The sequence below is a fragment of the Candidatus Amarobacter glycogenicus genome (assembly GCF_016704105.1).
Lineage (GTDB): Bacteria > Chloroflexota > Dehalococcoidia > Tepidiformales > Tepidiformaceae > Amarobacter > Amarobacter glycogenicus.
This window is the reverse complement of sequence record NZ_JADJAT010000019.1, coordinates 1-11,612: the sequence shown is the minus strand read 5'-3', so window position 1 is coordinate 11,612 and position 11,612 is coordinate 1. Positions and strand designations below refer to the sequence as shown.

Annotated in this window: 12 protein-coding genes, 1 tRNA gene and 1 pseudogene; 11 read left to right on the top strand and 3 right to left on the bottom strand. The window is 66.0% G+C overall.

What is annotated here, in order from left to right:
* The first annotated feature begins 9 nt into the window (after positions 1-9).
* From IPG14_RS11250 to IPG14_RS11240, 3 genes are all read left to right on the top strand, one after another.
* On the top strand, positions 10-330 hold the full coding sequence (locus IPG14_RS11250; RefSeq protein ID WP_343391902.1) for an NIPSNAP family protein: 321 nt from the start codon (positions 10-12) through the stop codon (positions 328-330).
* A gap of 95 nt (positions 331-425) precedes the next feature.
* Positions 426-500, top strand: a tRNA-Lys gene (locus IPG14_RS11245).
* A 253-nt stretch (positions 501-753) separates the two neighbouring features.
* Positions 754-1,293: a hypothetical protein gene (locus IPG14_RS11240; protein ID WP_343391901.1), complete on the top strand. Its 540-nt coding sequence runs from the start codon at positions 754-756 to the stop codon at positions 1,291-1,293.
* Positions 1,294-1,568: 275 nt separating this feature from the next.
* Here IPG14_RS11240 and IPG14_RS11235 read toward each other — a convergent pair whose 3' ends face one another.
* Positions 1,569-2,846, bottom strand: a complete 1,278-nt coding sequence (locus tag IPG14_RS11235) for a HAMP domain-containing sensor histidine kinase (protein ID WP_343391900.1) — start codon at positions 2,844-2,846, stop codon at positions 1,569-1,571.
* The gene (locus tag IPG14_RS11230; protein ID WP_343391899.1) at positions 2,836-3,513 is read right to left on the bottom strand and encodes a response regulator transcription factor; all 678 of its coding nucleotides are present in this window, start codon (positions 3,511-3,513) and stop codon (positions 2,836-2,838) included. Before IPG14_RS11230 ends, IPG14_RS11235 begins: the two co-directional genes overlap by 11 nt.
* A gap of 111 nt (positions 3,514-3,624) precedes the next feature.
* Here IPG14_RS11230 and IPG14_RS11225 point away from each other — a divergent pair, with 111 nt between their 5' ends.
* From IPG14_RS11225 to IPG14_RS11190, 8 genes are read left to right on the top strand one after another with little or no spacing between them, the layout of a single operon-like run.
* Positions 3,625-4,422: a radical SAM protein gene (locus IPG14_RS11225; protein WP_343391898.1), complete on the top strand. Its 798-nt coding sequence runs from the start codon at positions 3,625-3,627 to the stop codon at positions 4,420-4,422.
* Between the two features lie 16 nt (positions 4,423-4,438).
* Complete coding sequence (locus IPG14_RS11220; RefSeq protein WP_343386513.1) at positions 4,439-4,990, top strand: hypothetical protein; 552 nt, start codon at positions 4,439-4,441, stop codon at positions 4,988-4,990.
* Between the two features lie 25 nt (positions 4,991-5,015).
* Positions 5,016-6,149, top strand: a complete 1,134-nt coding sequence (locus IPG14_RS11215) for an acyl-CoA dehydrogenase family protein (RefSeq protein WP_343391897.1) — start codon at positions 5,016-5,018, stop codon at positions 6,147-6,149.
* 24 nt (positions 6,150-6,173) lie between these two features.
* Positions 6,174-7,025: a PhnD/SsuA/transferrin family substrate-binding protein gene (locus tag IPG14_RS11210; RefSeq protein WP_343391896.1), complete on the top strand. Its 852-nt coding sequence runs from the start codon at positions 6,174-6,176 to the stop codon at positions 7,023-7,025.
* Positions 7,025-7,708: a TIGR04282 family arsenosugar biosynthesis glycosyltransferase gene (locus IPG14_RS11205; protein ID WP_343391895.1), complete on the top strand. Its 684-nt coding sequence runs from the start codon at positions 7,025-7,027 to the stop codon at positions 7,706-7,708. Before IPG14_RS11210 ends, IPG14_RS11205 begins: the two co-directional genes overlap by 1 nt.
* Positions 7,705-8,730, top strand: coding sequence for a radical SAM protein (locus tag IPG14_RS11200; RefSeq protein ID WP_343386509.1), 1,026 nt, complete (start codon positions 7,705-7,707; stop codon positions 8,728-8,730). Before IPG14_RS11205 ends, IPG14_RS11200 begins: the two co-directional genes overlap by 4 nt.
* The gene (locus IPG14_RS11195) at positions 8,658-10,154 is read left to right on the top strand and encodes a DUF2079 domain-containing protein (protein WP_343391894.1); all 1,497 of its coding nucleotides are present in this window, start codon (positions 8,658-8,660) and stop codon (positions 10,152-10,154) included. The genes IPG14_RS11200 and IPG14_RS11195 overlap by 73 nt, the downstream gene beginning before the upstream one ends.
* A complete protein-coding gene (locus IPG14_RS11190; protein ID WP_343391893.1) occupies positions 10,151-10,855 on the top strand; it encodes a glycosyltransferase family 2 protein in 705 nt (234 codons plus the stop codon). Before IPG14_RS11195 ends, IPG14_RS11190 begins: the two co-directional genes overlap by 4 nt.
* Here IPG14_RS11190 and IPG14_RS11185 read toward each other — a convergent pair.
* A pseudogene (locus tag IPG14_RS11185) lies at positions 10,803-11,612 on the bottom strand (hypothetical protein); the annotation flags it as partial. The gene IPG14_RS11190 and the pseudogene IPG14_RS11185 sit on opposite strands and share 53 nt — an antisense overlap.

Here is an 11,612-nt window from a genome sequence, read left to right as displayed (position 1 = left end):
AGCCGCCCTGTGTTCTACGAGCTTCGCCAGTATCGCGCCCTCCCAGGAAAACGCGACGAACTCGCCCGCTACATGGAAGAGGTCATCATCCCGTTTCAAGTCGGGAAGGGCATGGTTGTGACCGGCAGTTTCACCGGTGAACAGGAAGCCGACCTCTATGTCTGGATCCGCCGCTTTGAACATGAGTCCGACCGCGAGTCGCTCTACGCCGCCGTCTACCAGGATCCCGAATGGAAAGACGTCATCGGGCCGAAAGTCGGAACACTCCTCGATCGCGAGAGGATGGTCGTCACCCGCCTCGAACCAATGCCTAGGAGCGTCCTGAGGTAAGCGCGCGGAGGCACCCTGCCCTGGTCTTCCTCGCCGAGCGCTCCGACCCCCACTCCCGGCATGCACCACCGGCGACCCTTCGCTATCCTGACCGTGGGCCTGTAGCTCAGCGGTAGAGCAGTGGACTTTTAATCCATTGGTCGAGAGTTCGAATCTCTCCGGGCCTACCAACTGCATTCCTCCGCGGAGACAAGGCGTGCGCGTGGATATGGCGAGTGGTGCCCGATTCGGCGGATCGCGCAGCGGGCATTTCAGATCCGCCCGCTCGCCGCATTGCGAGTGAAACGCCGTCCCACGAAGTTGGGCAGAGGTAGAGCAACGGATTTCGGTATACTCGACGACGTGGCGGATTGGTCGAGATTCAAAGTTGGTCCCAGAAGTCCCAGAGGATGGGACACGGACGACTGCAAAAGACTTACCACCGTGTCGCACGTCGCTCATGTGCCAACGGCCTATCGCATCGTCGAAGACCAGCAGCTGCGAGCGGACCTCGTTTTCGACAAGAGCACCCTGAACAACTATCGCACACGGGTGGTCTGGCTCTCTCCCAACGACTGGACCAACGCCGGTGGGTTTCGCTACGGCAACGTAACCTTCGCATTCCCATGGGAGTCGATCATCGAGGGCCGGAACTGCTACTGGGTCGAGAGCATGGCGTACGGAGTCGAGGCCTGCCGGATCCTCGTGACCAACAACGACTGGTCGAAGGTGCTTGAGCCCTATGATCCCGCAAAGGATGACGGGCCTTGGCGTTTGGACGCCGACGGAAGCCACTTCTGGAACGGTACCTATTGCCTCGAGGTCATGGTAGAAGACGATGTCTCTCTCGACATGTCCACCGGAGTGGGCTTTGTCGGCCATCATCCCAAGCGTTGCAGCATCGACCCGAAGAACTGCTTCTACCTCGGGAAGAGGGAACGAGAGGCGGGCGCGGAATTTCTCGCCACGCTTGTCAGCCGTTAGTGGGCGGCCTTCGACCTGGTCCCCCGTGCCGCTGGCCCGGGGCCCGCTGTGGCCCGGCGGGCGCCGGGGGCGTGGGGGGGGCGGGGGGCCGGGGCCCGTGGGGGGTGGCGGGTCGGCCTGGGGGCGGTCGCCCCCCTGTTGCCACTCGCGCCGGACTGTGGGCGTCGCCCGTGGCGGGTAGGCTGGCTGGCCTCGCACGGATCCCCGCGGAGCTCCCGACCATCGGGTTCAGACAACCGGCCCACGATTCGCCGTTCGTGGGCCTCATCGTCCAGTCACTCCGAGATAGGGATTCGGACCGTGAAGGTTGTGCCAACATCAGGCTGCGACGTGACACCAACGGTGCCCCCATGTGCCTCCACGATCCCCTTGGTGATGGCCAGACCGAGTCCTGCACCGTCCGAACCGGTGTCCCCCCGCATGCGGGATCGCTCCGCGCGGTAAAACCTTGTCCAGACGTGCGGCAAAACGGCGGGCTCTATCCCCTCGCCCGTATCGGCGACTTCCAGCGACACGTGGTCCTCACTTTCCGCGACACTCACGGACACTCGGCCGCCCGGCGGAGTGTGCTCAAGTGCGTTGCGCAGCAGGTTCGAAACCGCCCGTTCGAGCCTGTCGCCGTCGAGTAGCGCCGGGCGCGTCTCGCCGGTCACGTCGAGATCCAGTGTCAGCCCGGCCCGCTCGGCGCGCGGCCGCATCGCGGAGACCACATCTCCGACGATTTCACGCAGCGCCACGCGGTCGCGCTGGAGCCGCAGCGCGCCGGCATCGATCTGGGCCAGCTCGAAAAGGTCATCGATCATCCGGTTCAGCCGATCGACATCGCGACGAATCGTGACGAAGTAACGCTTCATCCCGACAGCGTCGCTCACGACCCCGTCGTCGAGCGCATCGACCACCGCTCGGATGGTGGAAAGCGGCGTACGCAGATCGTGCGAAATCGCTGCCGTCAGTTCTCGCCGCTCGGCATCGAGCGCGACCCGCTCTGCTCGTGCTTCGGCCAGGCGCCGTGCCAGGGTGTTCACGTCCTCCGCCAGCGCGGCGACTTCGTCGGAGCCACGCATGCTCGTCACTCCCTCGAGATTTCCCTCCGCCAGGTCGCGGATACTGCGAGTCACGACGAACAGACGGGCGAGTGTTCGCGACGTCACCCAGCTCGTCAGAAAGACCGACATGACCGCACTGAAGGTCGATACCGCCAACAGCACCTGTAAGTCGTGGTCGCCAGAGATGAACATCAACTCCGCGAGGATCAGGATGGTCGCAATACTGGTCGCGCTTCCGAGCAAGGCGACCAGGATCGCCTGCCCGCGCAGCCCGAGGACACTCCGCCGTTCCATCCAGCGGGCGGCAGCCCAGCACCCGGCCACAGCCAGCACACCGGCGAGCGCCAGGTACACGCCAAGCTCGATGAGATCTCCCGCCGGTGGGTGGAGCAGCACCTGGGCGAGCAGCAGCGCCACCCCGGTAGCCAGGGAAACGACTGCGGCCGAAGCCACCCACCACTGGGCCGACGAGCGAATCACCAGGCGCCGAAGCGTTTCATGGCTCAAATTTGTACCCCACACCCCAGACCGTGCGGACATGCACCGGCCGTGAGGCGTCTGCTTCGATTTTCGCGCGAAGGCGCCGCACATGGACGGTCACCGTGCTGGCATCGCCTTCGAACTCATCCTCCCAAAGTGAGGACAGGAGCTGTTCGCGCGCGAACACCTGGCGCGGATGGCTGGCCAGGTGAAAGAGGATGTCGAACTCTCGTACCGTCAGCGCAACCTGCCGCCCATCGACCTCGACCGACCGCGCCACGGCGTCGATCTGGAGGCCGTCGAAGCTCAGCTTCTCCGCTCGCGCGGTCTGTTCGCTCGTCCGCCGCAGCACTGCCCGCACCCGAGATGTCAGCTCCCGCGGGCTGAACGGCTTGGTCACGTAGTCATCGGCCCCCAGGTCCAGCCCCCGTAGACGGTCGCGTTCGTCGCCGCGGGCGGTGAGCATGATGACTGGCGTCTTGCTCGCTTCGCGCAGCCTCTTGAACACCGCTATCCCATCCATCCGTGGCAACATCAGGTCCAGCACAATCAGGTCCGGCATCCGCCGGTCGAACTCGTCGCACGCGGCTACGCCGTCGAACACGATGGTCACCTCGTGGCCGTCGAGGCGCAGGTAGCGCTCCACGACTTCTGCCACCATTGGCTCATCTTCGACGACCAGGATGCGGCTCATGGCTAGGCTCCGAGGGTATCGACAGGTTCTTACGGAAGCATTACGCACGGGGATGCCTGCGGAAAGACGGCGCGTAAGGGTTCCGTAATTTCTTCGTCCTACGCTCCCTGCGTGACGAACTCAACCGCCGTTCCCGCCACGCTCGCCCGGCGCCTCTGGCTGTACACGAATTTCGATTGCAACCTTGCTTGCACGTACTGCCTCTCCTCATCTTCGCCCCGGGCCGCGCGCCGGGCGATCCCACTGGAAGACTTCCGCCGCCTGATCGACGAAGCACGCGGGGCCGGCATCGAAGAGTGCTTCCTCACGGGGGGTGAGCCGTTTCTGTTGCCAGACATCTTCGATCGCCTGCGCTACGCGGCCGAACGCCTGCCCACCACCGTATTGACTAACGGCATGCTCCTGGCGGGGGCCCGCTTCGAACGCCTGCGCCAGCTCCAACCGCTGCCGCTCACCATCCAGATCAGCCTTGATGGCGCCTGCGCCGACTGCCACGACGCGTTCCGCGGGCGTGGCTCATGGGCGAAGACGGTCGCTTCGATCCGCGCGCTCCTCGATGCCGGCTTCCACGTCGCCATCGGGGCCACAGAAACGAATGTGAACCGGCCGCACATCGAGAAGCTGAGGGAGTTCGTGCGGAAGCTCGGCATCCTGGACGAAGACATCTTCGTCCGGCCCCTCACGCGCCGCGGGCTCAGCGCGGAGGGCCTGGATCTGAGGCCGGAGGAACTCGCACCCGAGCTCACTGTCACCGTCGACGGGGCCTTCTGGCATCCTCAGTCGGCTGGCGAAGCCATGCTGATCTCACGTTCGATCTTTCCGCTGGATGGCACGCTCGCCGTTCTTCGCGCCAATTTGGAAGCCATGACCGCCGGCGGTAGGGCCCCCAGGCAGTACCGCTGCGCCTAGAAAGGAACGTCCCACGATGAGCATTCTTCCTCGCACGGTGGCCGGCGAGCACCAACCTCCCTGGCGCGACCGCCTGGTGGGCCCGGGCATCGCCTTCCTCCGCGTTGGCTTCGGCCTGGTCTTCCTCAGCAACGGTCTCGCCAAGGCGACCGGCTGGGACGGTGTCCATCCGTTCCCCGGGTTCCTGATCGACTTCGATGGTGCGAAGGAGATCCTCAGGTTCGATGTCCAGACGCACCCGGTAGGACCGTACAAGGACTTCATCGAAGACGTCGTCCTCGCGAACTACACGCTCTTCGGAGTCCTCCTCACGATCACGGAACTCTTCATCGGCGTTTCGCTCATCACCGGGGCCTTCTCGAACATCGGCGCGCTCACGGGCGCCGCCTTCGCCCTTCACCTGAACTTCGCCAACTGGGATCGGGACATCTGGGTGTGGGAGTACGCCGTCGAGTGGATCCCGTTGATCGGGCTGGCACTCATCGGTTCGGGGAGGTACCTCGGGCTCGACGCCGCAGCCGCGCAATTCTTGCCCCGGAAACTTCGGCGCTGGCCCTTCACGGGCTAATTCAACTCAAAGGACATCGCTCTCTATGCAGGCAACGCTTACCAGCAGCTACCAGGAACGCCTGGGCACGATCATTGCCGACGTCGTCGGTCCACAAGCCGAAGCGGTTGACCGCGAGGCGGTCTTCCCCGGGCAGGGCGTCGCCGCCCTGGCTGAATCTGGCCTCCTCGGCCTGATCAGCGCACGCGAGGTCGGCGGGCTCGGCTTCGGCCTGGCGGAGGCCGCCGACATGATCGAACAAGTGGCGCAGTACTGTGGCTCCACCGCCATGGTCGCGTGCATGCACTTCGCCGCGGTCGCGGTGATCGAAGCGCATGGAACGCTCGCTGTCCGCGAGGACGTGGCGCGCGGCCGGGCCTTGGCCACGCTGGCGTTCTCCGAAAGCGGTTCTCGTAGTCACTTCTGGCAGCCACTCGGGACGGCGACCCCGGGAGTCGGCGGTGTGAGGCTCGACGGCGCCAAGAGCTGGGTCACGTCCGCAGCCAAAGCTGACCTCTACATCTGGTCGAGCCGACCGCTCGCCGGCGAAGGCGCCAGCTCTCTCTGGCTGGTCCCGGCCGCCACCTCCGGTCTCCGCGTCATTGGCGCGTTCGATGGACTGGGCCTTCGCGGAAACTGCTCGAGCCCGATCACCGCCGAAGCCGCCATCGTCGCCCCCGATGCGATGCTCGGGCCTGACGGCGGCGGCTTCGACATCATGATGAGCACCGTCCTGCCCTTCTTCCAGGTGATGAACGCTGCCGTCGCCCTCGGCACCATGGAAGCCGCGACGCGCAAGGCCGCCGGCCACGTCAGCGCGACCCGTTTCGAACACCTCGGACAGGCCCTCGCCGACCTCCCGACCATCCGTGCCTACATCGCCCGGATGCGGATCAAGACAGACCTCGCCCGCTCCCTTCTGCTCGACACCATCGACGCCGCTCGGTCCGGTCGCGAGGACGCCATGCTGAAGGTACTTGAGGTGAAAGCCGCAGCCGGGGAGCTCTCCACAGAGGTCACCGACCTCGGCATGCGGGTTTGCGGGGGCGCGGCGTTTCGCAAGGAGGTCGGCGTGGAGCGCCACTTCCGCGATTCCCGGGCCGCAACGGCAATGGCCCCGACTACCGACGTGCTCTACGAATTCATCGGCCGGGCCGCCTGTGGCCTGCCCCTCTTCTAACTCTTCTCCGGGAGGTCGATTGCGATGTCAGGTGAAACTCTGGTACTTGGGGCGGTGGCCTATGACCCGAAGGTGGTCACCATCTGGGAAGGCTTCCGGCGCTATCTCGGCGCGCGCGGCCTGGCCTTCGACTACGTCCTCTACTCGAACTACGAATCCCAGGCCGATGCCCTGCTCAGCGGCAACGTCCAGGTCGCCTGGAACTCCCCGCTGGCGTGGTTGAACGCGGAGCGGCGGGCGTTCGCAGACGGTCTGGCCGTCTCCGCACTCTGCATGCGAGATACCGACCTGGACAACCGATCGGTGATTGTCTCCCGCGCCGCGGACTCCGTGCGCTCCCTCGCCGACCTTCGCGGCCGAACAGTCGCTGTCGGCGCGACCGATTCTCCCCAGGCGACCCTCATCCCGCTCGCCCACCTCGCACGCCAGGGCTTGCGCGCCGGGATCGACATCGAAGTGCTCCGCCACGAGGTCCTTGCTGGGCTTCACGGCGACCACGTCGGCGGCGAACGGCAGGCTGCGGAATCCCTCGTCGCCGGTGAGGCGGCCGCCGCTTGCCTGCACGAGTGGAACTACCAGGCGTTCATCGAAGATGGGCTCTTCGACCCGTTGAGCACGGTTGTCCTCGCTTACACCGAGCCCTACGACCACTGCAACATGACCGCAGGACCGGCCGCTGCAGCCGCGTCCGTCGCACGCCTGCGGCAGTTGCTGCTCCAAATGGACGCCGCCGACCCGGAGGTGGGTGTCCTATTTCAGCTCGAGGGCCTGACTCGCTGGGTGCCCGCCCGGACATCGGGCTACGGCCAGCTCGCGGCCGCGATCGCCGGCACCAGCGGCGAGACCTCAGGTATCAGGCGAGAGGTGGCCGTCTAATGCCCGGCCGCTGCGTGGTGGTGATGGCGAAGCGGCCCCGCGAGGGAGCGGTCAAGACGCGGCTCGCTGCCGATCTCGGCGAGGAAGCCGCATGCCGCCTCTACGAAGCGTTCCTGTTCGATACCCTCGATGCCTGCGCCGCAGCGGACGCGACGACGATGGTCGCCTTCACACCGGCGACCGAAGCGGCCTGGTTTCAGTGCCTCGCGCCGGGGCTGCTGCTCTCCGCCCAGCCGGGGGGCTCATTCGGCGAGCGGCTCCGTGCGGCCATGCAGGCGGCCTTCGGTGCCGGCTTCAGCACTGTCGCCGTCATCGGCTCCGATGTCCCCCACCTTCGGTCCGCGACGATCGACGCCGGCCTCGACATCGCCGCTCGCGGGACGGCCGCCCTCGCGCCAACCGCCGACGGCGGCTACTGCCTTCTCGCGTTGGGAGCACCACGACCGGAGCTGTTCGAGGACATCGACTGGAGCAGCGGTCGCGAGCTTGCCCAAACCATTCAGCGAATCCGTGCCGCCGAACTCGATTTGGAGATGCTGCCCGAGACGTTCGACATCGACACGCTCGCCGACCTTCGGCGCCTCGCCCGCGCCATCGCCGAGGGCGAAGCCACGTGCCGCCGGACTGCTGACACGCTTCGGCTCCTCGATCTCGAACTGCTGGAACTGGAGCCCGTCCCATGACCAGCCCGGCACCAGCAACTCAGCCCCCGCGTCCCGAGGTCGTCCCCGACCTCCCGGGCGAGCTCTACATCGAGACGACCAATCGCTGCAACCTGCGTTGCCGCACCTGCCCCCAGTACTGGGGCATGGACGAGGCTCAAGCCGACCTCTCGCCCGCACAGGTGACGCGCATCCTCGGCTACTTTCCGATGGTGCGAAGGGTGGTGCTCCACGGCATCGGCGAACCACTCCTGAACCCCGAGCTCCCCGGCATCCTGCGCGCCGTCAAGGCTACTGGGGCATACGCGCTCTTCAACACAAACGGGTTGTTGCTGCGCGGCCGCGTCGCCCGGGGCCTGGTCGAAGAGGGTCTCGATGAGCTCCGCATTTCGGTCGACTCGGCCACCCCCGAGACCTACGCAGCCGTTCGAGGGGCGAACGGGCTGGGACGCATCCTCGCGAACATTCGCGCTTTCACCACTATCAAGCGGGAGTCTGGCCGCGACCTTCCGAAGGTCTCGCTCTGGCTGACCGGAATGAAAACCAACATCGGCGAGCTCCCCGCTCTGGTGAGTCTGGCCGCGGATGTCGGCATCTCGGAGGTGTACCTCCAACGTCTCGTGTACTCAGGGCGCGGTCTCGCTATCGCCGGCGAATCGCTGTTCTCCGCGCCAGGCCCGGCCGAGGTCGCGGCTGTCCGCCGCGCGGAAAAGCTGGCGCTCGAACTCGGGATCGCTCTCCGAGGCTCCGGCGAGGTCTCGTCGGGCGATCTCATCAGCCTTACCGATGCGCCCGAACAGCCATACCAGCGCTGCCGCAGGCCCTGGACGCTGATGTACGTGACCGCCAACGGCAACGTCCTGCCCTGTTGTATCGCCCCGTTCACGGGCGTGCCCTACGGCACCATCGTGCTCGGCAACATCTTCAACCAGACAGTCGAGGGAATATGGAACGGCGAGCCTTACCGCCAGTGGCGAAAGTCGATGCTGGACGGCCACCCGCCGGCAGCATGCGCGAGCTGTGGCACCGGCTGGAGTCTGTAGCCCGGGCCAGGCCCTCGGCGTACTCGGCGGCGCAACTGACGATTTGGGTTGCATCGAGCGCCGCGGCCATGCTGTTCGCCGTTTTCGCTGTCGCCCGCCATCGGGCCTATCAGAGCACGGCCTACGACTTCGGGTTCTTCGATCAGGTGGTCTGGAACACCTCGAACGGTGACTGGTTCCAGACTTCGTTCGTTGAGTACAACTTCCTGGGCCAGCACTTCGAGCCAATCCTGCTCGTCTTCGCCGGGTTCTACCGGCTCGGCGCCGGCCCGGAGTCGATGCTCCTGGCGCAGTCGCTGTTCGCAGGCGCTGCCGCAATCCCGCTGTTCTATGCAACGACCAGGATCAGCGGCAGCCCCGGCGCGGGGATCACCCTCGCGCTCGCCTATTTGCTGAACCCCGGACTGCACCGGGCCCTCGATTTCGACTTCCATCCTGAAGTCATGGCCTTCCCCTTCGTCTTCACGGCGTTGTACTTTGCCGCGTCCCTACGGCCGGCCCAGGCTGTGTTAGCGATCCTGCCCGTCTTGCTGCTCAAAGAGGACATGGCTTTCCTCGTCCTTGCGTTTGCCGCCATCCTCTGGGCCCAGCGCCACCGAAAGCACGCTGCAGTGCTTGGTACCGTGGGCCTGGGCTGGATAGTGCTGGTCGTTTTCGTCCTCATGCCGGCGGTTCGAGGAGGCGAGAGCGACCTGACCGAGCGCTACAGCTACCTCACCGAGGACACCCGGCCGGCTACCGTGGTCCCGATCGCCGCCTGGCGAGGCGGCGTTCGACTCGCCACCGCGACCGCAGGCGGCGCAGCGGGGCTCGAGGCCTCCCTTGCGGGAGTCCCGTTGTTGCATCCTGCGTCGCTCCTCGCCGCCGTGCCCGCCGTACTCAATGGCCTGGCCGACCACCCCCAACAGAGCCGCCTCGATCTCCAGTACGGGGTCGCGCCGCTGGCCCTGTCTCTCGTCGCCGCTGCCTTCGCCCTCGGCGACTTGACCCACCGCCGGAGGATCGGCGCCATTTCGCTCGGGCGTTTGGACATCCTGCGCATGCCAGTCGTTCTCGCGGGCGTCGTCATGGTTGCCGCGATCTCGTTTCTCCTCGGCAGCCCGTTCTCGCCGCGGTTTGCCGGCTACACACCGGACGCCGCCCATCGCCAGTCAATCGCCATCGCGCTCGAGGGCATTCCGCCCGAAGCCAGCATCAGCAGCCAGGGGACCCTCCTGCCCCACCTTTCGCAGCGAAAGGAAGTTTCGGAATTCCCGGACCTCCGCGACGCGGACTACGTCATCATCGATCGGGACCTCCCGATTACGGACCAGGCGCGCGCAGCCGGTTTCGACACCGTCCTCGAAACGCTGCACGAGCGCGGCTACTCCAACATCCTGGTGCTCGGCAGCGTGCGCGTGTACCGCCGCGACGCTTCGCCATGAAAGTCGTCGCCATCATCCCCGCGCTCAACGAAGAGGCGGCCATCGCCGGTGTGGTGCACGAGCTCAGGTCAGGCGTCCTCGACGAGATCATCGTCGTCGACAACGGCAGCACTGACCGCACCGCCGAGGTCGCCCTGGCGGCCGGGGCGCATGTCGTGCACCAGCCGGAGCGCGGCTACGGCGCCGCCTGCATCGCGGGCGTCGATGCTGCCCCCGATGCCAGTGCCTTCGTCTTCCTGGATGGCGATGCCACCGAAGTCACCAGCGATCTCGCCCAGATGATCGCTGCGGTGCTCGACGGTCGGGCTCAGTTTGCACTGGGGACGCGGTCCGGCAAGAGCGCCCCCGCGGCAAACCCGTGGCAACAGCGCCTCGGAAACAGGCTGCTCACGATCCTCCTGAACCGTCTCACGGGGGCCCACCTTGCCGACTTGCCTTCTTTGAAGGTCGTGGATGGCCCGACCTTGCGAGCGCTCAACGTTCGTGACCGTCGCTACGGCTGGACCGCTGAGCTACTCACTCGCGCGGCGATGCGGAAATGCACCTTCCTTGAGTTCCCCCGAGGCCTGAAGCAACGGAAAGGCCGATCAAAGGTGACCGGTTCGCTCCTCCGAAACCTCCGTGTTGGCTACGCCATCGCCGCCACGATCATCCGGGTCTGGCGCTCCGAGCGCGCTCACCCGGCAAGTTTCGAACCGTAGCGTCTTCGGCGCGCTCCGAGCACCGACCCGGATTGGCAATGAGCACCCGCGACTCGCGGAGGCCGTCGCCGCGGTAGACGAAGCTTGTCGTCACCGAGTTCACCGTGGCCGAGACCATGCGGTCCTCGTAGTCCCACGAGAAGCTGTCGCTGCCCCGCGCGGTGAGGTCGCCGTTGTCGTCCCAGGTGTAGGAGATGGGGCTGGCCGGGCTCGGCGGCGTGACTTCCGTCAGGCGGTCGGCGTCGTCGTAGTCGTAGGTCGTCGTCGCCGCGCCGACCACCATCTCCGTGCGGTTGCCGAAGGCGTCGAAGTCGTAGGTCGTCGTGCTGGGGCCTGGATAGGTGACGCTGGTCAGGCGGTAGAGGTCGTCGTAGGCATAGGTGTGCGTGCCCTGCTGGTCCACCCGCTGCGTGCGGTTGCCGACGTCGTCCAGGGTGTAGGCCACGCTCGCCACCGTCGTCGAGCCGTTCTTGACGTGGGTTATCCCGGTCAGGCGGTTGGCGTTGTCGTACGTGTTCGTCGAGACAATGCCGGTGCCGGAGGGAAGCGTGGTGCTCGTCATCCTGCCTGCATCATCGTACGAATACGTGGTGGAGTTCGAGTTCCAGTCGGTGACAGATGTGAGGCGGTTCGCGTTGTCGTAGCCGTAGGTCACCTGGTTCGAGCCACCTGGATAGGTGATCGAGGTCCTGCGGCCAATGTCGTCGTAGCCGTAGCTGACCACCCGCGAGCCCGGGAAGGTGACGCTCGTCAACCG